This window comes from Kitasatospora sp. NPDC088264 (genome assembly GCF_040685715.1).
Lineage (GTDB): Bacteria > Actinomycetota > Actinomycetes > Streptomycetales > Streptomycetaceae > Kitasatospora.
In genome coordinates this window covers 1-20,390 of the sequence record NZ_JBFBIR010000052.1, presented here as the reverse complement: position 1 = coordinate 20,390, position 20,390 = coordinate 1, and the positions used below count along the sequence as shown (strand labels likewise).

Genomic DNA, 20,390 nt, shown 5'->3' with positions numbered 1-20,390 from the left:
CAGCCCGATCAGTCCCGGACGCTCCACCCGCTCGCCCGCAGCGCCACCGTGAGCGGCTTGACCGCCCCGGGCGCCACCGACAGCTGGACGAAGCCCACCTGCTGGCCGGTCGAGTGCTCGATGACGACGTCCTCGATGTTGACCCCGGCCGCGCCGACCTCGCCGAACAGCCGGCCCAGCTCGCCGGGCTGGTCACCGAGCACCACGGCCACCGTCTCGTACCGGGTGGGCGGCGCGCCGTGCTTGCCGGGGATGCGGGCCTGGCCGGTGTTGCCGCGCCGCATGACCGCCTCGATCCCGGCCGCGCCCGCCCGGCGCTCGCCCTCCTCGGGGGCGTCCAGGGCGCGCAGCGCGGCGACGGTCTCCCCGAGGTCGGAGGCGACCTCCTCCAGGATGTCGGCGACCGCGCCGGCGTTGGCGGAGAGGATGTCGACCCACATGCCGGGGTTGGAGGCGGCGATCCTGGTGACGTCCCGGACACCCTGCCCGGAGAGCCTTATGGCGGTCTCGTCGGCGTGCTCCAGCCGGGCGGCGACCAGCGAGGACACCAGCTGCGGGGCGTGCGAGACCAGGGCGACGGCCCGGTCGTGCGCGGTCGCGTCCATCACGATCGGCATCGCACCGCAGAGCGCGACCAGTTCCAGGGCGGCGTTGAGCGTCTCGGTGTCGGTGTCGTCGGTGGGGGTGAGCACCCAGGGGCGGCCCTCGAACAGGTCGGCGCGGGCGGCCAGCGGGCCGGAGCGCTCGCGGCCGGCCATCGGGTGGCTGCCGATGTAGTGGACGGTGTCGCAGCCGAGCGCGGCGACCTCGATGCGCGGGCCGGCCTTGACGCTGGCGACGTCGGTGTACCAGCGGGCCAGGTTGCGGCGCTGGCAGTCGGCGAGCACCTTGCCGACCAGGGCGGGCGGCACGGCGATGATCGCCAGGTCGACCGGGCCGTCGGCCGGCTCGGTGATGCCGGCGCCGAGCGAGGCGGCGGTCCGGGCGGCGTCCGGGTCGGCGTCCTCCAGATGGACGGTCAGCCCGCGGCCGGCCAGGGCGAGCGCGGCGGAGGTGCCGATCAGTCCGGTACCGACGACGACGGCAGTGCGCATGGCGGGTCGCGCTCCTTCTCGAATTCTCGGGCTTCGCGTTCCGGGCTGCCCGACCTCGCCGGTTCTCGGTCCGGTCGGCGCCCCGGCACCGGCCGGGAACACCCGCGCCCCATCCTCTCGCATCCGCCCCACCCACGCCCCCACCGCCCACCCGCTGGGCAACCACGGCGGCCCCGTCCCCGTCCCACACCATGCGGAGGCACGCCGGACACGGCGGGCACCACAGGACCGCGAACGCGCCAGGCCGCCAGACCGCCAGACCGCCAGACCCGCCAACGGGCACACACGCCGCACCCCGCGAAATCCGGCGACGCCCGCACCGAAGCGGGGCAGACTGGCCGCCCGGGCACGGCGCGGGCGACACGCGGAACACGGCACGCGAACGAAGGGGTTGCGCATGGACGATCAGCACAGCGGCGACGATCAGCACAGCGGCGACGATCAGCAGAACGGCGAGGCCCGACACGTCGGCGAGGCCGGGCCCCCGAAACCCCCCGCCGTCCCCGCCCACCCGTCGGTCCTGGACTCCGTCGTGGTCTACGCCGAGGGCGCGGTGTGCCGCCGCCGGGCCAGCGTCCCGCTCCCGGCCGACGGCCGGCTGCGGCTGACCGGTCTGCCCTCCTCCCTGGACGGCCGCTCGCTGCGCGCCCGGGTGCTCGACGGCCCGAGCGGGACGGCGGTCACCGAGGCCCGGCTGGAGCTGCTCGCCGAGTTCCACGAGCCGACCGAACTCCCCCGGCTCCGCCGCGAGTTGGACGAGGCCATGGAGCGCCAGGGCGCACTCACCGAGCGCCGCCGACTGGTCCTGACCGCGATCGCCGAGACCTCCGCCCTGCGCGCCGTACCACCGCAGCGGCGGCCCGAGGAACCGCTGCGGCGGACGCCCGCCGACGCCTGGCTGGAGCTGGCCGACTTCGTCGACGAGCGCCTGACCCGGCTCCAGCGACGCGCCGAGGAGCTCACCAAGGAAGTCGAGCTCGCGGACCACGAGCGCGAATTGGCCGCCGACCGGCTGGACCGCGCATCCACGGCCGGCCCCGCCCACCCGGTCGGGACCGCCGCCACCGTCCTGCTCACCCTCACCACCGCGCAGGCCTCGGCGCTCTCCGCACAGCCCGCCCCGGAACCCACCATGGAATCCGCCCCGGAATCCGCCGGGGAACCCGTCGCCCCAGCCCCCGAGAAGCCCCCCGCCCGGCTCGACATCGAGCTGGAGTACGGCGTCCTGGCCGCCCGCTGGGCGCCCGCCTACCGCCTCTCCTACCGCCAGGGCGCCGACACCGGCCGACTCGTCCTGCGCGCCTCCGTCGCCCAGCAGACCGGAGAAGACTGGACCGGCGTCCGGCTCGCCCTCTCCACCGCCGACCTCGACCGCCGCACCGACCTGCCCCGGCTCCGCTCGCTGCGGATCGGCCGCAGCCAGCCCGCCCCGCCGCCGTCCGGCTGGCGCGAGCCCCCGGCCGGCCTGGCCGACCTCTTCACCGGCTACGACGACGCGGGAGCCGGAGCCCGCCCGGCCCCGCGCCGCAAGGCCCCGCTCGCCGTCTCGACCCCCGGCCCGTACGGATCCGCCGCCCGGCTCAACCGCCTCGGGGGCGCCCGGCCCGCCGGTCCCCGGCCCGCCGACGCCGGCCTCGTGGCCGACGCCGCCCGGCTGGCCGCCCCCGCCGGGCGCGGCGGCACCCTGGACATCGACGAACCCGCACCGGAGCCCCCGCCCGCCCCGAGCGGCTTCGCCGGATACGGCGGTGCACCCGCCGCCGCCCCGATGCCCCAAGCCCCCCTGCCGCAAGCCTCGATGTACCAAGCCTCGATGCCCCAGGTTTCGATGCCCCAGGCCCCCGCGCCGCCGCCCGCCCCCGTGGCACCGGGCGGCGCGCCCCCGCCGGACCTGCACCCGCTCGCCCGCCGCGCCCGCCGAAGCGGCGGCGGCACCGAGGCCCCCGGCACCGGCTTCGCCCCGGACGCCTCCCTGCTCGACTACCCCGGCCTCGTCCTGGCAGGCCCCGACGCACCCGCCGCCCACCGCGGCACCCTGCGCCCCCAGGCCGAGCAGACCGAGCAGGCCGACCACTACGGGCCGGCGGCGATGCCCCCGGGTGACACCGGCGGCGAGCGGGTCCGCCATCTGGCACTCCCCCGGCACGCCGTCCCGCCCCGCGAGTCGGCGGGCTCCTTCGATCACCGCTTCGACTCCGCCGCCCCCGCCGACATCCCGTCCGACGGCACCTGGCACACCGTCACGATCGACGAGATCCCGGTGTCCGTCCGCCCGGAGTACGTCACCGTCCCCACCGTCGAGGAGAAGGTGTACGCCACCCTGGTGCTCGCCAACCGGACCGACCGCGCCGTGCTGGCCGGCCCGGTCGAGGTCACCGTCGACGACGAGTTCCTGCTCACCGCCGCCCTGCCCACCCTCGCCCCGGGCGGGCTGCGGAGCCTGGGCATCGGGGTCACCGAGAGCATCGAGGTGGCGCGCCGCACCGAGCTGCACGAGTCCACCGCGGGCATGCTGAGCAGCAGTACCGTGCTCGACCACCGGGTGCGCGTCCAGCTGGCGAACCGGCTCGGCCGCACCGTCACCGTGGAGGTCCGCGAGCGCGTGCCGGTCACCTCCGACGCCGAGATCCGGATCGAGGAGCGGGCCGACTGGCAGGCCCCGGCGGTCTCCACGCCGGACTGCCCGCCCAGCACCCGGCTCTGGCGGGTCGAGCTGCCGCCCGGCGGCCGCACCGAGCTGGACGGCGGCTACCAGATCAAGATCCCGGCCGGAAAGGCCATCGTCGGTGGAAACCGGAGGAACTGAACGATGACCGGAACGACCATCCCCCTCCCCGTCACCGCCGTCACCTGCCTGGAGGACCGCAGCCAGGTCGAACGCACCACCACCGTCAACCTCGCCGCAGGCGTCCAGCGGCTGCGACTGGGCCCGCTCACCGCGCTCGCCGTCGACCGCACCCTGCGCGCCGAGACCACCGCCCCCGGCACCCGCGTGCTGGACGCCCGGATCGTCCGCGACTGGATCCCACGCGCCCCGCTGCCGCCCGGCCCGGAGGACTCCCGGCTGCGCCACCGGCTGCACGAGCTGGAGACCGCGAGCCGCCTCGCCGACCAGACCCGCGCCCGCCTGGAGGCCCGGCTGGCACTGCTCGCCCAGCTCTCCGCCGACCTGCTGCGCGAGATCGGCGAGGGCGCCGGGATCGGCGAGCTCGAACGCACCCGCTGGTCCCGCGAACTGGACCGGGTGGACGCCGAACGCGAGCGCCACGGCGAGGAGCTGCGGACCACCCACTCCCGGCTGCGCCGCCTGGACCAGGAGCGCTCGCAGGCCCTGCTCACCCTCGACCAGGCCGAGGAGGAACCGGCCGAACTGGTCGCCCACCTGGAGCTCACCGTCGAGGCGGCGCAGCCCGGCCCGAGCGGGCTGGCCGTCACCCATCTGGTGCCGTGCGCCCTCTGGCGCCCCTCGTACCGGGCCACCCTGGACGGCGGAAGCCTGCGGCTGGAGTCGGAGGCGGTGGTCTGGCAGCGCACCGGCGAGGACTGGACCGGTGTCCGGCTCACCTTCTCCACCGCCCGCTCGGCCCTCGCCACCGACCCGCCCGCCGTCGCCGAGGACGTCCTGATGCTGCGCGAGCGCACCGCGGAGGAGCGCCGCACGGTTGAGGTGGAGCTGCGCGAGGAGGCGATCAGCGCGCTCGGCCCGGCCGCCGGGGTACCGGGGGTGGACGACGGCGGGGAGGTCCGGGTGCTGCCCGCGCCCGCTCCGGCCACCGTGCCCTCCGACGGCCGGGCGCACCGGGTGCCGCTCGGCGCCTTCACCGGGCAGGCGAGCAGCGAGTACGCGTGCGCGCCGGAGCTGTCCCCGCTGGTGACCCAGGTGGTCCGGTTCCGCAACACGGCCGGGCACCCGCTGCTGGCGGGTCCGGTCGAACTGGTCCGCGGCAGCGGCTTCACCGGCCGAGGCGAGCTGGGCTTCACCGCCGCCGGGGCCGACGCCGAGCTGGCGTTCGGCAGTTCGGACGGCTACCGGGTGGTCCGCGAGGCCGAGGAACGCCAGGCCACCGCCGGGCTCACCGGCCGCCAGACGACCACCCGAACGGTGCGGCTGCACCTCTCCCGCTTCTCCGGCCCGGAGGAGCGGGACGAGCAGGTCGTCGCGGTCCGCGAGCGGGTGCCGGTCTCCGAGGTGTCGGCGGTGGAGGTGCGGCTGCGCAAGGAGGAGTGCTCCCCGTCGCCGGACGCCTTCGACGCCGAGGGCATCCTCCGCTGGGACGTCCCGCTCGGGCCCGGCGCCCGTCGGACGGTCACGCTGGTCTACGAGGTCTCCGCCACCGCCAAGGTCGCCGGACTCTGAGGAGCCCGGCCTCCGCCGCCGTCTGAACACCGGTCCGCTCGTGACGACCGCTCAGGACCAAACCGGGTAGAACAGGAACATGATCCTCCACCTCGCACCCCTGGACGACTGGCTGTCCGACCCCGGTCGGCCGTACACCACCGCGTCGTTGCTCACCGACGGGTTCATCCACTGCTCGGCGGACGAACAGACGGCACTCGCGGTGGCCAACGCCTTCTTCGCCGACACTCCCGACCCGCTGATGGCACTGCTGATCGAGGAGTCACAGGTGGAACCGATGGTCAAGTGGGAGGCCCCGCACGGCGCACCGCCGCCCGGGGCCACCCCCGGCCTGCTGTTCCCGCACGTCTACGGACGACTCAACCGCTCCGCCGTCAAGGGCCTGCTGAAGGTCGAACGCGGCCCGGACGGCCGCTGGGCCGCCCTCACCCCCTGGAGCTGACGCCCGACCCCCGACGTCCGCCCGGCCCGGTGCACAGCCAACTCCTGTCACAACCAACCCCGCTCCCGGGCCGCCATACCGGCCTGGAAGCGGGTGGTGGCGCCCAGCGAGCGCATCAGGCTCTGCAACCGGCGCTGGGTGGTGCGGGCGCTCCAGCCGAGCGACCGGGCGATCGACTCGTCGGTGAGGCCGGCCGCCAGCAGGCCCAGCAGCTTGCGGTGGTCGGCCTCCGGCTCCAGCGTCGCGTCCCCGGTGCCGATCGCGGCCTGCAACTGGACGGCGCGCTCCCACTCCGCCTCGAACAGCGTGTCCAGCGCCTGGAGCAGCGCGGAGGGGTGGATGACGTACGCGGCGTCGAGGACGCTGTCGCCCACGCTGATCGGGATGATCGCCATCCGGTCGTCCGAAATGATCATCTTCATCGGCAGCGACGGCCGGACCCGGGCCTCCTCGCCGTCCGCGACCCCGGCCAGGATGTTCCGCTCCAGTCGGCCCGGCCAGGCCACCGCGTCCCGGTCGTAGACGGTCCGCAGCCGCAGGCCCTCCCGCAACCGCCGCCGCTGCAACGGGATCGGGGTCACCGGATCCTGGATGTACGGCGGGCGGTCGAAGCCGCGGACCTGGTACTGGCTGGTCTCGGTGATGTGCTCCAGCCGCTGCGCGATCGCCTCGCCACCGGTCAGCACCTCCACCGAGTGCGCCGGATCGGTGTACCGCGAAGCCTCCCGGAAGGCGTCCATCAGACGGTGCATCTCGGCCCGGGCGTGCCGCAGTTCGGACTCGCGGTGGCCGATCAGGGTGCCGATCGCGACGTCGGGGGCGACCGGCAGGTAGCGCTGCCGGTCCACCGGCGCCCGGGTCGCCATGCCCTGCTGCGCCAGGCGGTCCAGGGCGCGCACGCTCTGCTGGAGCGTCAGGCCGCAGCCCTCGGCCAGTTCCTCCGCGGTGGACTGCGGATTGGCCACCAGCGCCGCGTAGACCTGTCCGTCCGGCTCGGCCAGTCCCAGTGCGCTGAGTGGTGCATCCGACACGACGCCGTCTCCCCGTTCGCCCCCCACCGGCGCCGGCCCTGGCGCAGTCCCGCCACTGGGCGGATGGTGGTCCGGTGGCAATCCTCTGCCACGGATCATGGCGCTGACAAGGCCGTGACCAGGGGTTGCGCCCCGCCTCGCACCCCGCCCACCCCCACCGAACGACCGAGGGCCTCCCCGCCTTTCGACGGGGAGGCCCTCAGCAGAAGCCCGAATATACCGACCGGTCTACAGACTCCGGGGGAGAATATACCGACCGGTCTACATAGCCCAATCGGAATATACCGACCGGTCTATAGAAATATACCGACCGGTCTACAGACCGACCTCGCGCATCAGCTGACCGACCTCGGGGTTGGTCAGACGGCGCAGCCAGCCCGACTTCTGGTCGCCCAGCGCGATCGGGCCGAAGTGCGTGCGCACCAGCTTCTCGACCGGGAAGCCGGCCTCGGCCAGCATCCGGCGGACGATGTGCTTGCGACCCTCGTGCAGGGTCACCTCGACCAGGTAGTTCTTGCCGACGTTGGAGATCACCTTGAAGCTGTCGGCGCGCGCGAAGCCGTCCTCCAGCTCGATGCCCTGCGCCAGCTGCTTGCCCAGGTCGCGCGGGATCGGGCCCTGGATGGCGGCCAGGTAGGTCTTGGTCACGCCGTACCGGGGGTGGGTGAGACGGTGGGCCAGCTCGCCGTGGTTGGTGAGCAGGATGATGCCCTCGGTCTCGGTGTCCAGACGGCCGACGTGGAACAGCCGGGTCTCCCGGTTGGTCACGTAGTCGCCGAGGCACTGGCGCCCGTCCGGGTCCTCCATGGTGGAGACCACGCCGGCCGGCTTGTTGAGCGCGAAGAACAGGTACGACTGGGTGGCGACGGTCAGGCCGTCCACCTTGATCTCGTCGTTCTGCGGGTCGACCCGCTTGCCCTGCTCGGTGACGAGCTTGCCGTTGACCTGGACCCGGCCCTGCTCGATCAGCTCCTCGCAGGCGCGGCGGCTGCCGATGCCCGCCCGGGCCAGCACCTTCTGCAGGCGCTCGCCCTCGGGCTCGCCGAAGGTCTTGGGCAGCTTGACGGCCGGCTTGTCGTGCCGGGCGAGGACGGCGTCCTCGATCTTGGCCTGCAGCTCGCGCGAGCGCTGCGGCTGGCGGCGCGGGTCGCCCGGGGCGCCCTGGCCCTCACGGCGCGGGCGCGGGGCCGGGCTGGGGCGCCGACCGGAGTAGCCGCCGCGGGCGGGGGTGGCGTTGGGGCCACCGCCGAACTCGGGGCGGTCGTAGCGCCGCTCCTCGGGCCGCAGCGGGCGGTCCGGGTACCGGTTGTCGTCGCGCCGGTCGTCCCGGCGACTGTCACGCCCGTACGAGCCGGAGCCGCCGCGCGAACCGGCACCGCTGCCGCCGCCGTACGAACCGCCGCGCGAGCCGGAGCCGGACCCACCGCCGTACGAGCCGCCGCGCGAGCCGGAGCCCGAGCCGGACCCACCGCCGTACGAACCCCCACGCGAGCCCGAGCCCGAGCCGGACCCACCGCCGTACGAACCCCCACGCGAGCCCGAGCCCGAGCCGCTGCGGCCGCTGCCGCTGCCGCCGTAGGAGCCGCCGCCCCGGCCCCCGCCCTGTCCGCTGCGACCGCTGCCGCCGCCGCTGCCGTTCCTGCCGTTGCCACTGCTACGCATCAAAGTGTCCGTACGTCGTTACCGTCTGGGATGTGCGGTCGTTTCGGCCGACCTCACCGCCCCCTACCGATCAGGCGCAGCCCGACCGGCCTCGCCACTGCCGCCCACGGCCTGCACGGCAGCGGCGGCGACCGCCTCCGCGATCATCGTGCCCTCCAGGGACTCCGCTTCCACGTCGTCGACCTCGGGCAGGAAGGGAGCAAGCTCCGGCAGCTCGTCCAGGCCGCGGAGCCCCATCCGTTCCAGGAAGTAGTTCGTCGTCCGATACAGGATCGCACCTGTTTCGGGCTCGGATCCGGCCTCTTCCACCAGTCCTCGCTGTACCAGGGTACGCATCACGCCGTCACAGTTCACACCGCGGACGGCGGAAACCCTCGATCTGGACACCGGCTGCCGGTAGGCGACGACCGCCAGGGTCTCCAATGCGGCCTGCGTGAGCCGGGCCTGCTGGCCGTCCAGCAGGAAGCGGTCGACGGCCGGAGCGCAGGTGTCCCGGCTGTAGAACCGCCACCCGCCGGCGACCAGCCGCAGGTCGAATCCGCGGCCCTGGGCGGTGTATTCGGCGGCCAGTTCGCGCAGCGCAGCGGCCACCTGCGCCCGGGGCCGCTCCAGCACGCCGGCCAGCCGCTCCTCCCCGGCAGGCTCGTCGACGACCATCAGGATCGCCTCCAGCTCGGCCTTCAACCCGGCCCCGGGCGTCTCCTCGCCCCCGGCCGGATCAGCGACGCCGACCACATCAGTGACGCCGGAGGTCGACGGGGCCGACTTCTGGTGCACGACCCGGGCCTCGCCCTCCGCCGACGCACCCACGGACGCCGCTACCGGCTCCACCACCGACCCCGCCGCCACCGGATCCGTCACGGGCCCCGCCACCGGCTCCGCCAGCAGCTCGAAGGCCGGCTCCAGCCACTCCCCGGCCCGAGGCCGCCCCGGCAGCCCGAGCGGGCGCCGCACCGGCCGCCCGCCGACCCCGCTCCCGCTCGGGCTCGGGCTCCCGCTCCCACCACTCATCGACTCTCCTCCCGCTCCCGCTCACCCACCGGCCGGTCGAACTCGTCCGTCACCTCGACCGCGCCCCGGTCCTCCTCCGCCACCCAGCGCACCAGCAGTTCGCCCAGCGCCTCCGGCTGCTCGAAGGCCAGCACCCGCTCCCGGTACAGCTCCAGCAGCGCCAGGAAACGGGCGACGACCACCAGCTCGTCCGACGCGTCCTCGACCAACCGCTGGAACGACGCCTCGCCGAGCTCGGTGAGCAGCCCGACCACCAGCCCGGCCTGCTCGCGCACGCTGACGGGCGGGCTGTGGATGTGGTCGACGTACACGACGGGCTTCGGCTTGGGTTCCATGGCCCTGGCCGCCAGCTGCGCGAGCCGCTCCGGGCCGATGGTGATGACCACCTCGGGCAGCAGCCCGGCATGCCGGGGCTCCAGCCCGACGGTGCGTGGGCGTCGGGCCAGCTCGGCGGCCCAGCGCTCGCCGAAGAGGGCCGCCGCCCGCTTGTACGCCCGGTACTGCAGCAACCGGGCGAACAGCAGGTCACGGGCCTCCAGCAGCGCCAGGTCCTCCTCGTCCTCGACGTCGGCGACGGGCAGCAGCCGGGCGGCCTTGAGGTCGAGCAGGGTCGCGGCGACGACCAGGAACTCGGTCGCCGCGTCCAGGTCCCAGTCCGGGCCCATCGCCCGGATGTGTGCCATGAACTCGTCGGTGACGGTGGCCAGCGCCACTTCGGTGACGTCGAGTTTGTGCTTGGCGATCAGACTGAGCAGCAGGTCGAAGGGGCCTTCGAAGTTGTCCAGCCGCACCCGGAAGCCGCCCCGCGGCTGTTCCTCGGTCGCGTTCACGGCGGTGGTGGGTGGTTCGGCGGTGCTCGGCATGACGGTCCATCTTCACCCGGCCCGGCCGCCCGCCCCGCCCCCGGGGCCGTCGACACGCCGTCGTCACGCGGTCGACGCCTCCCGGCGTCGGCCCTCGGCATCGACATCGACGCCACCGCAGGACGTCACCACAGGACGTCGACACGCCACACCAGGGATGCCACACCGGGACCGCCGCACCGGAGGCACCGCACCAGCAGCACCAGAGGCACCACTGACGGCCAGGAAGGGGCCTAGCGGCCGCGCAACCGCCGGACCAGGATGGAGGCCTCGCCGCGCTGCTCCAGGTCCGCCAGGACGACCGCGATGGCCTCCCGGACGATCCGCCCGCGGTCCACGGCCAGGCCGTGCTCACCGCGCAGCACCAGCCGGGCGTGCTCCAGGTCCATGAGCTCCTCGGCGGACACGTACACGGTGATCTTCTCGTCGTGCCGCTCGCGCCCGCTGGGGCGGCGCGGCGCGCGGCCGCGCGGCCGGGCGCGCCCGGTGCCGCCGGCCTGCTCCTCGGCGGCGCCGGGGTGCTGGCGGCCGGCCGGCACGGTGCCCTGGGGCCCGGCGGACGAGGCGGAGCGCTGGGCCGGCGGCTGGGCGCCCGCCGGGGCGCCGGCGGCCGGCTGCTGGTCCTGGGACGGCTGCCGCCCGGCCTCGCCGGTGCGCTGGGTGTCCTGAGCGTCCTCGGCGCCTTCGGCGCCGTCCGTGCCGTGGACGGTCCGCGCGGTCTCCGCTCTGGCTGCCTCGGCGGCCGGACGCGGCGCGAGGGACGGCGACAGCGCCATCCCGCCGGTGGTCCGGAACAGCTCGTCGGCCCCCGGGAGACTCACTCGGCGGGGCGGCACCGGTCGAGCACCTCCCTGGCGAGCTGGCGGTAGGCGGCGGCACCGACCGAGTTGGTCGCGTACGTGGTGATGGGCTCGCCGGCGACGGTGGTCTCCGGGAAGCGCACGGTCCGCCCGATGACGGTGTGGAAGACGTGCTCGCCGAACGCCTCGACGACGCGCGCCAGCACCTCGCGGCTGTGCACGGTGCGCGAGTCGTACATGGTCGCGAGGATGCCGTCCAGGCGCAGCTCGGGGTTGAGCCGCTCGCACACCTTCTCGATGGTCTCGGTCAGCAGCGCGACGCCGCGCAGCGCGAAGAACTCGCACTCCAGCGGGACGATGACGCTGTGAGCGGCGGTCAGCGCATTGACCGTCAGCAGGCCCAGCGAGGGCTGGCAGTCGATGATGACGTAGTCGTAGTCGGGCAGCAGCGGCTTCAGCGCGCGGGCCAGCGCGGACTCCCGGGCCACCTCGCTGACCAGCTGCACCTCGGCGGCGGAGAGGTCGATGTTGGACGGCAGCAGGTCCATGCCCGGCACGGCCGTCTTGAGCAGCACTTCATCGGCCGTCAGGCCCCGCTCCATGAGCAGGTTGTAGACGGTGACGTCGAGCTCCATCGGGTTGACGCCGAGGCCGACCGAGAGCGCGCCCTGCGGGTCGAAGTCGACGAGCAGCACCCGGCGGCCGTACTCGGCCAGCGCGGCGCCCAGGTTGATGGTCGACGTGGTCTTGCCGACGCCGCCCTTCTGGTTGCACATGGCGATGATCTGCGCGGGGCCGTGCTCGGCCACCGGGGCGGGGATCGGGAAGTACGGCAGCGGGCGGCCGGTCGGGCCGACCCGCTCGCGGCGCTGGCGCGCGGCGTCGGGGGCCAGCGTGGCGGCGTACTCCGGGTCCGGCTCGTACTCGGCGTCCGGGTCGTCGTAGGCGCCGTAGGCGAACTCGCCGTAGGCCAGGCCGTAGGCCGCCAAGTCGGCGTCGTGATCGGTCACCGTGGTCACCTGCGCTGTGTTCTGGCGTGCTTCGAAGGTGCGGAGTGCGACCGAGCCGACCTCGGCCGAGCCCACGGAGGGCTGCCGGGCCCCTGGCTCCTCACTCGGCTGGCCGGCGGTGCGCTCCGCCAGTCCTGGCTGACCACCCCCGGGAGCAAATGTCGACTCATTCACAAGTCGTCTTACCTCCTTGGGCATCCAGGACTCTATGTCGATTCGTCAGCGTGGCAGCATGCCGACGGTTTGCGACTCTAGGCCGTTCAAGGCGTTCGCAGCAACACAATCCACGGTAGTGGGCCGGATGTGTCGACTATCGGGCGGGCCGATGTCAAGGGATGAGTAGGCCGTTGACCCTAACGTTTCTGCGGTGGGGTGACACGACCGACAGAAATTGACGACAGAGCGACCCGTCCGCTCCACCACCCGTTCACGGGCACGGCGAAGCCCCCGGCCCGAGGGGATCGGGTCGGGGGCGAACGACCGCCGGGCGGTCTACCGGATCGCAGGATCTCTGGATCACCGGATCGCAGGATCAGCGGATCTCTGGATCACCGAATCGCAGGATCACCGGATCAGGCGAGCACGCTCTCCAGCGAGACCGACTCCAGGCCGAAGGCCTCGGCCACGGCCGGGAAGGTGATCTGGCCCTCGTGCACGTTCAGGCCCTTGGCGAGCGCCGGGTCACGGCGCAGCGCCTCCTTCCAGCCGCGGTTGGCCAGCTCGACGACGTACGGCATCGTCGCGTTGGTCAGCGCGTAGGTGGAGGTGTTCGGGACGGCGCCCGGCATGTTGGCCACGCAGTAGAAGACCGAGTTGTGGACCTGGAAGGTCGGCTCGGCGTGCGTGGTGGCGTGCGAGTCCTCGAAGCAGCCGCCCTGGTCGATGGCGATGTCGACGAGCACGGAGCCCGGCTTCATGCGGGAGACCAGCTCGTTGGTGACGAGCTTCGGGGCCTTGGCGCCCGGGATCAGCACCGCGCCGATGACCAGGTCGGCCTCGATGACGGCCTTCTCCAGCTCGAAGGTGTTGGAGACGATGGCCTTGATCTTCGTGCCGAAGATGCGGTCGGCCTCGCGCAGCTTGTTGATGTCGCGGTCGAGCAGGGTCACCTCGTAGCCCATGCCGATGGCGATGGTGGCCGCGTGCCAGCCGGAGACGCCACCGCCGATGACGACGGCCTTGGCCGGGTGGGTGCCGGGCACGCCGCCGGGCAGCACGCCGCGGCCGCCGGCCGGGCGCATCAGGTGGTACGAGCCGACCTGCGGGGCGAGACGGCCCGCGACCTCGGACATCGGGGCGAGCAGCGGCAGCGCGCCGTTGCCGAGCTGCACGGTCTCGTACGCGATGGCGGTGGTGCCCGAGGCGATCAGCGCGTCGGTGCCGGCGCGGTCGGCCGCCAGGTGCAGGTACGTGAAGAGGGTCTGGCCCTTGCGCAGCCGGTGGTACTCGGAGGCGATGGGCTCCTTGACCTTCAGCAGCAGGTCGGCGGTGGCCCACACCTCGTCGGCGGTGGGGAGGATGGTGGCGCCGGCGGCCGCGTACTCCTCGTTGGGGATCGAGGAGCCGACACCGGCGTTGTCCTCGATGTAGACCTCGTGTCCGTTGCGGACCAGCTCATGCACGCCGGCGGGCGTGATGGCCACGCGGTACTCGTGGTTCTTGACCTCGCGGGGGATGCCGACCTTCACGGCTAAACACGTCCTCTTGCCATGGGGGTCCCTACCGGAGAAGACCGGCGGGCGACGCGCACGTGGGGAAGCCTCCGGGGCAGCCCGGGGCGGGGATCGCTGCGCGACTGAGTTCGAGTGTAATGAAGCCCAGTCGGCGTGTCAGCCTTCCAAAGTGAATAAATCTGCCGAACACATTGGCAGGTTCGTAGGCTTCCCTTGCGATCTTCCCACCAAAGATGTGTTAACCGGGCATCTTCGACAATACCTCCGAAAGACCCCTCACCACCCGGCGTCGACCCGTTCCCGCAGGTCCGCGAGGGCGGCCCCGACGGCCTCCCGGCCGCGCTCGTCGCCGAGCCTGCGCAGCACCGCCAGCGCGGCCCGGTACTCGCGGTCCGCCTCGTCGAAACGGCGCTGCGCGGCGTGCGCCTCGGCCACCCGGGCGAGCAGCCGGGCCTCGGCGGCGGGCTCCCCCATCGACTGCCGCAGGCCGAGTGCCCGCCCGTACCAGTCGGCGGCGCGCACCGCGTCGCCGAGCGCCCGGTGGCAGCCGGCCGCACCCTCCAGGGCCCGGGCGCAGAGCGGTTCGTCCCCGGCCGTGCGGGCGTGCTCCAGGGCGGCCCGGTAGTGCGTGACGGCCTGCTCCCAGCGGCCCGCGGCGGCCTGTAGGTCGCCCAGGTTGAGCAGCGCGGCCGAGGCCCGGCGGGGTCTGCCGTGCCGCTCGGCGACGGTCAGCACCAGTTCGTGCAGCCGGTAGAGGTCGGCGGGGGCGGCGGCGCCGGTCAGCGGCAGCGCCCGCAGCAGCGCGGTGACCAGCCGGCCCGCCGAGCCGTCCAGGTCGCCCTGGCCGATCGCGTCGGCCACCGCCCCGAGCAGCAGGTCCCGCTCGCCGAGCAGCCACTCCCGGGCGTGCTCCGCCGAGCCCAGCCGCAGGGCGGCGGGCAGCGGGTCCGGCCCGGGGCCGCTGCCCGCCGGGTCCAGCAGGGCGCGGGCCGACTCGGTGAGCCGGACCAGCCGCTCCAGCAGCCTGGCCCGGGCGAGCTCGGTCTCGGCGGGCCGGTCCTCCTGCTCGCGCAGCCGGACCAGCCTCGGGTAGAGGCGCCCGGGCACCCGGTAGCGCGGGCTGCCGTCGGCGGCCGGCGCCTCCTGGCCGAGCAGCTCCCGTTCGGCCAGTGCGGCGAGCGTCACGGCCGCCTCCGGTGCCGGGCAGCCGACCAGGGCGGAGGCGGTGCGCGGGTCGGCGGTCTGCGCCGGGGCCAGGGTGAGGGTGCGCAGCATCCGCGCCTGGGCGGCCGGGAGGGTGCCGTACAGCAGGGTGAACGCGCCGATCAGCGGGTCGCTGTCGGGGACGGGCACCGGCTCGGCCGGCTCCGGGCCGGGCTTCACCCAGGCCGCCTGCTCCCCGGCCGTCTCGCCGGCGGCGGGCTCCGGCGGCGGGCCCTCGGCCGGCTTCTCCCCCAGCGGTGGGGGCGTCGCGGCCTTCCCGGGCGTCGACACCTGGGCAGCCTTCGGCCCCTGTACGGACTTCGCGGCCTTCCCCGACGCCGCGCCCTGTACGGGCTTCGCAGCCTTCCCCGGGGCCGCCCCCTGTACCGGCGTCGCGGCCTTCCCGGGCGTCGGCGCCTGGGCGGTCTTCGGCCCCTGTACGGGCTTCTCCGCCTTCTCCCCCTCCCCCTTCGGCACCGCCGACCGTGCCGACTCCTCGCCCACCACCCGGGTGAGCTCGCGCGCCGCCTCGGTGACGGCCGCCTTCGGGTCGCCGCGCAGCCATCCGGCCATCAGCCGCAGGGCGGCCGGCCGGGCCGCGCAGGCCTCCGCCAGGTCGGCGCCGCCGACCGGGTCGCAGGAGATCCGGGTGCCGCCGACCAGGTCGGCGAGCAGTTCGCCGGAGGCCTGCCGGTCGAGCCCGCCGAGGATCACCGGGTCGATGTCCTCGATGCCGGTGAGCGGCCCGGCGGTGGTGGCGAGCACCAGGCAGCCGGGTTCGTCCGCGAGCAGCGGCCACAGCTGCCCGGCGTCCCGGACGTCGTCCAGCACCAGCAGGACCCGGCGGCCCACGAGCGCCTCGCGCAGCGCGACGCAGGCGGGCTCGTCCCGCCCGTCCCCGGTGGCGCCGGGCAGCGGCACGGGGGCCTCGGGATCGAGCTGCTCCAGCAGCAGGCGGGCGGCCCGGGCGGGCGCCACCCGGCCGCCGTCGGGGGCGGACAGACGTGCGAAGAGCACACCGTCGGGGTGGTCCGCGGCGGCGGTGCGGGCGAAGCGGACCGCCAGCGTGGTGCGGCCGGAGCCGGGGCGACCGGCCAGGACCAGCACCGGGCTGCGGCCGGTGGCCGGGCGCGCGGCGGCCGCCCGCAGCGCGGCCAGTTCGGTGCGCCGCCCGACGAACAGCGCGGGCCCGGCCGGCAGCCGGTCGAGGCCCGGAACGGCCCCGACGGGCGCGTCGGGGCCGGGGTCCATCGTCGCCGTCTTCCTCGCCACCCGTGCCACTCCCGACGTCATCCGGCCTCAGCGGAGGCGGCCCGGGACGGGCGCCCTGTCTGCGAAGCGTAGTTCGACCGTCCGGCTCAGCCGAGGTGACATCCGGTCGTACGAACCGGTAAATCACCCTTGCGGATCAACAGCAGGGTGCTCAGGAGGCGTACGGGCCGTTCGCTCACCCCTCGAAGGGCCGGGCCGGCCAGGGCGAGTCCGCCGGGCGCAGTCCGTCCAGCCCGTCCGGTCCGGTGAGCGCGGCGTGCACGGCGAGCGTGCCGGTGACCAGGGTCGGGTTGTGCAGCCGCCCGGCGTGGATCAGCCGGATCAGGTCGGACACCGGCACCCAGGCGACCTCGATCTCCTGTTCCTCGCCCTCCGCCGCGTAGCGCTCGCCCTCGGCCTCCGCGAGGTCGGTGGCGAGGAACATCCGCAGCGCCTCGTCGGTGCCGCCCGGGGAGGTGTAGTAGTCGGCGAGGATGCGCCAGGTGCCGGCCTTGCAGTGCGCCTCCTCGTACAGCTCGCGCTGCGCGGCGTGCCACGGGTTCTCGCCGGGCACGTCGAGCAGGCCGGCGGGCAGCTCCCACAGGCGCTGGCGGACGGGGTGCCGGTACTGCCGCAGGATCAGCACCCGCTGCTTGTCGTCCAGGGCGAGCACGGAGACCGAGCCGGGGTGGGTCTGGTAGTCGCGGCGGGCCCAGCTGCCGTCGGGCATCCGGACCTCTTCGCTGCGCACACCGGTGACCTTGCCCTGGAACGGCGTCCGGCTCTCCCGGACCTCCCACTCCTCGGCCACGTCGGCGATCCCCTGGTCGCGCTGCTCGTCCATCGCTCTCCCCTTTTCGTCAGTACGACACAATCTAACGCCGGACGGCGGCCCCGCGGGAATCGCGGGGCCGCCGTCCGGTGAACGACCGGCGACTTACTCGGCCGCGGTGCTCTTGATCTCGATGGCGGCCTTGACCAGACCCGCGAACAGCGGGTGCGGGCGGGTCGGGCGGGACTTCAGCTCCGGGTGGGCCTGGGTGGCCACCAGGTACGGGTGCACCTCGCGCGGGTACTCGACGTACTCGACCAGGTCGCCCTTGGGGGAGAGGCCGGAGAACTGCAGGCCGGTCTTCTCGAGGTCCGCGCGGTAGGCGTTGTTGACCTCGTAGCGGTGGCGGTGGCGCTCCTCGACGTACTGCTCGCCGCCGTAGACCTCACGGACGATCGAGCCCTCGGCGAGCTTGGCCGGGTACAGGCCCAGACGCATGGTGCCGCCCAGGTCGCCCTTGCCGTCGACGATGGCCAGCTGCTCGGCCATCGTGGAGACGACCGGGTGCTTGGCGGCGGCGTCGAACTCGGTGGAGTTGGCCTCGGGCAGGCCGGCCAGGTTGCGGGCCGCCTCGATGACCACGCACTGCAGACCCAGGCACAGGCCGAGCAGCGGGACGCGGTTCTCGCGGGCGAAGGTGATGGCGCCGACCTTGCCGTTGACGCCGCGGTCGCCGAAGCCGCCGGGGATGCAGATCGCGTCCACGTCGCCGAGCTGCGCCCGGGCGCCCTCAGGCGTCTCGCAGTCGTCCGAGGTCACCCACTTGATCTCGACCCGGGCGTTGTTGGCGAAGCCGCCGGCGCGCAGCGCCTCGGTCACCGACAGGTAGGCGTCCGGCAGGTCGATGTACTTGCCGACCAGGGCGACCTTGACGATGTGCTGCGGCTCGTGGACGCGGCGCAGCAGGTCGTCCCAGGTCGTCCAGTCCACGTCGCGGAACGGCAGGTCGAGCCGGCGCACCACGTAGGCGTCCAAGCCCTCGCCGTGCAGGACCTTGGGGATGTCGTAGATCGACTTGGCGTCGATGGCCGCGACCACGGCCTCCTCGTCCACGTCGCACATCAGCGAGATCTTGCGCTTGATGGCCTGCGGGACCTCGCGGTCGGCGCGCAGCACGATGGCGTCGGGCTGGATGCCGATGTTGCGCAGCGCGGCGACGGAGTGCTGGGTGGGCTTGGTCTTCAGCTCGCCCGAGGGGCCGATGTACGGCAGCAGGGAGACGTGCACGAAGAACACGTTGTCCCGGCCGACCTCGTGGCGGACCTGGCGGACGGCCTCCAGGAACGGCAGCGACTCGATGTCGCCGACGGTCCCGCCGACCTCGGTGATCACCACGTCGACGTCCTCGGTCGCCATCCGGCGGATCCGGGACTTGATCTCGTTGGTGATGTGGGGGATGACCTGGACGGTGTCGCCCAGGTACTCGCCGCGTCGCTCCTTGGCGATGACGGTGGAGTAGACCTGGCCGGTGGTGACGTTCGCCGAACCGTGCAGGTTGGTGTCCAGGAACCGCTCGTAGTGGCCGATGTCCAGGTCGGTCTCGGCGCCGTCGTCCGTGACGAAGACCTCACCGTGCTGGAACGGGTTCATGGTGCCCGGGTCCACGTTGAGGTACGGGTCGAGCTTCTGCATGGTGACGCGCAGGCCGCGGGCCTTGAGGAGCGCGCCGAGGCTGGAGGCGGTGAGGCCCTTGCCGAGCGAAGAGGCGACACCCCCGGTGACGAAGAGGTGCTTGGTCGTCACGGCGCGGCCGTTCGCTGCCTTGCCGGAATGGGGCTGTGCCAAGAGGGGGCTCCCGTGGGTCGCGTGTCGAAGGTGACGTGGGCGGGATGCTCTCGACTCGCCGAACGACGGGAGGCGGTGCGGTGCACGGCACTCGGGGGGTCGTCGATTCGGCTGGTCCGGGGCGTTTGATCCCACCGGTCCACGGGATACCAGGGTATCAGTGACGCGACCGGGACGCCTTCCGGCCCGCTCGCGGCGCCCCGGGGGCGTGCGCGGGGCGCACCACCGGCGCATCATCCGGCGCAGCAGTCACACCGGTCGCACCCCGGCCGGACCGGGCCACTTCGGAGCACTCCGTTCGGGCCATGACAGCCCCTCCACTGGGACCAGCCGGAACTGATCCGTCCGGACCATCCTGCCCGGCGTCCTCGCGATGCACGGCATTTCCGCCGAATTGTGGCGCCACACGAGGCTGCGCCCGCGTGCTTCGCCCCTTTCGTCCGTCGTAAGCTGCACGGACGCATCGCCGACAGCACGAGCACGCGGAGGGCGTGGGAGGTCAGGACACTCCCGGTCCCCGATGCGCGACCGGACCTCCCCGTATTCCAGCTCCTCCCCTCCCACCCCAGGGGCTCGACCGAGCCCCGCGCGGACACTCCAGCAAGGCCCGCCACCACCCCTCGGCGAGCCGGACGTCCCGGGGTGGGCTCCGGCCCCGCAGACCGCTCGCTCCCCCAGATCGCCGATGCGTCGTGACCACATTGCGAACTGGAGATCCACGTGGCCGGCCGTATCGAGGACTACGCACTCATCGGGGACATGCAGACCGCTGCCCTGGTCAGCAGGGACGGGGCGGTGGACTGGCTCTGCCTGCCCCGCTTCGACTCTCCGGCCGTGTTCGCCGGCCTGCTCGGCACCGATGAACACGGCTTCTGGCGGATCGGTCCGGCCGAAGCCGTCGCGACCGAAGTCCCCACCCCCGCGGCACCCCCCACCCCGGCCGCCCCCGCCCTCGGCCTCCCCCGCTTCACCGACACCGCCGATCTGAGGGTCCCGCCGCCCACCGCGGCCGCCCCCGCGGTGCCCGCCGACCGCCGCCGCTACCGGGGCGACTCGCTGGTTCTGGAACAGGAGTGGGACACCCAGGGTGGCACCGTCCGGGTGATCGACTTCATGCCGCCGCGCCCGCTGGCCGGCCGCGACGCCGTCCCCCAGGTGATCCGGATCGTCGAGGGCGTGTCCGGCACCGTCCGGATGCGCTCGGCGGTGCGGATGCGCTTCTCGTACGGGCGCATCGTGCCCTGGGTGCACCGGGTCGAGCAGGCCGGCGGCGGCCACCGGACCGTCGCCGTGGCCGGGCCCGACTCGGTGTGGCTGGACGGCGAGTCCGAGACCTACGGCCGCGACCTGACCACCTACGCCGACTTCACCGTCAC

Annotated in this window: 15 protein-coding genes; 4 read left to right on the top strand and 11 right to left on the bottom strand. The window is 73.9% G+C overall.

Annotation, left to right across the window (positions count from 1 at the left end; all coding sequences use genetic code 11):
- Positions 1–8: 8 nt before the first annotated feature.
- On the bottom strand, positions 9–1,094 hold the full coding sequence (locus AB0O82_RS29740) for a prephenate dehydrogenase (RefSeq protein WP_363587002.1): 1,086 nt from the start codon (positions 1,092–1,094) through the stop codon (positions 9–11).
- Positions 1,095–1,491: 397 nt separating this feature from the next.
- Between AB0O82_RS29740 and AB0O82_RS29735 the strand changes: the two genes are divergently transcribed.
- From AB0O82_RS29735 to AB0O82_RS29725, 3 genes are all read left to right on the top strand, one after another.
- Positions 1,492–3,900 (top strand): DUF4139 domain-containing protein, encoded by a 2,409-nt coding sequence (locus tag AB0O82_RS29735; RefSeq protein WP_363587001.1) that lies wholly within the window; start codon positions 1,492–1,494, stop codon positions 3,898–3,900.
- A 3-nt stretch (positions 3,901–3,903) separates the two neighbouring features.
- On the top strand, positions 3,904–5,451 hold the full coding sequence (locus AB0O82_RS29730) for a mucoidy inhibitor MuiA family protein (RefSeq protein WP_363587000.1): 1,548 nt from the start codon (positions 3,904–3,906) through the stop codon (positions 5,449–5,451).
- 79 nt (positions 5,452–5,530) lie between these two features.
- Positions 5,531–5,893 carry a DUF952 domain-containing protein gene (locus tag AB0O82_RS29725; protein ID WP_350883713.1) on the top strand — a complete coding sequence of 121 codons (363 nt, stop codon included), beginning with the start codon at positions 5,531–5,533 and terminating at the stop codon, positions 5,891–5,893.
- A 47-nt stretch (positions 5,894–5,940) separates the two neighbouring features.
- Here the strand turns inward: AB0O82_RS29725 and AB0O82_RS29720 are convergent, their stop codons facing one another.
- From AB0O82_RS29720 to AB0O82_RS29675, 10 genes are all read right to left on the bottom strand, one after another.
- Positions 5,941–6,924, bottom strand: a complete 984-nt coding sequence (locus AB0O82_RS29720; RefSeq protein WP_159398525.1) for a helix-turn-helix domain-containing protein — start codon at positions 6,922–6,924, stop codon at positions 5,941–5,943.
- Between the two features lie 315 nt (positions 6,925–7,239).
- On the bottom strand, positions 7,240–8,586 hold the full coding sequence (locus tag AB0O82_RS29715; protein WP_363586999.1) for a pseudouridine synthase: 1,347 nt from the start codon (positions 8,584–8,586) through the stop codon (positions 7,240–7,242).
- Positions 8,587–8,649: 63 nt separating this feature from the next.
- Complete coding sequence (gene scpB, locus AB0O82_RS29710; protein WP_363587030.1) at positions 8,650–9,270, bottom strand: SMC-Scp complex subunit ScpB; 621 nt, start codon at positions 9,268–9,270, stop codon at positions 8,650–8,652.
- 323 nt (positions 9,271–9,593) lie between these two features.
- Positions 9,594–10,460 carry a segregation/condensation protein A gene (locus tag AB0O82_RS29705; RefSeq protein ID WP_363586998.1) on the bottom strand — a complete coding sequence of 289 codons (867 nt, stop codon included), beginning with the start codon at positions 10,458–10,460 and terminating at the stop codon, positions 9,594–9,596.
- A gap of 233 nt (positions 10,461–10,693) precedes the next feature.
- Complete coding sequence (locus tag AB0O82_RS29700) at positions 10,694–11,281, bottom strand: hypothetical protein (protein WP_363586997.1); 588 nt, start codon at positions 11,279–11,281, stop codon at positions 10,694–10,696.
- A complete protein-coding gene (locus tag AB0O82_RS29695) occupies positions 11,278–12,444 on the bottom strand; it encodes a ParA family protein (protein ID WP_350883705.1) in 1,167 nt (388 codons plus the stop codon). The genes AB0O82_RS29700 and AB0O82_RS29695 overlap by 4 nt, the downstream gene beginning before the upstream one ends.
- Before the next feature lie 398 nt (positions 12,445–12,842).
- Positions 12,843–13,958, bottom strand: coding sequence for an alanine dehydrogenase (gene ald / locus AB0O82_RS29690; RefSeq protein WP_363586996.1), 1,116 nt, complete (start codon positions 13,956–13,958; stop codon positions 12,843–12,845).
- Positions 13,959–14,219: 261 nt separating this feature from the next.
- A complete protein-coding gene (locus AB0O82_RS29685; protein ID WP_363586995.1) occupies positions 14,220–16,418 on the bottom strand; it encodes an AAA family ATPase in 2,199 nt (732 codons plus the stop codon).
- A gap of 175 nt (positions 16,419–16,593) precedes the next feature.
- Positions 16,594–17,241, bottom strand: coding sequence for an NUDIX hydrolase (locus AB0O82_RS29680; protein ID WP_363586994.1), 648 nt, complete (start codon positions 17,239–17,241; stop codon positions 16,594–16,596).
- 93 nt (positions 17,242–17,334) lie between these two features.
- The gene (locus tag AB0O82_RS29675; RefSeq protein WP_363586993.1) at positions 17,335–19,014 is read right to left on the bottom strand and encodes a CTP synthase; all 1,680 of its coding nucleotides are present in this window, start codon (positions 19,012–19,014) and stop codon (positions 17,335–17,337) included.
- 759 nt (positions 19,015–19,773) lie between these two features.
- Here AB0O82_RS29675 and AB0O82_RS29670 point away from each other — a divergent pair.
- Positions 19,774–20,390 (top strand): trehalase-like domain-containing protein (locus AB0O82_RS29670; RefSeq protein WP_363587029.1); only part of this gene is annotated, 617 nt, incomplete at its 3' end.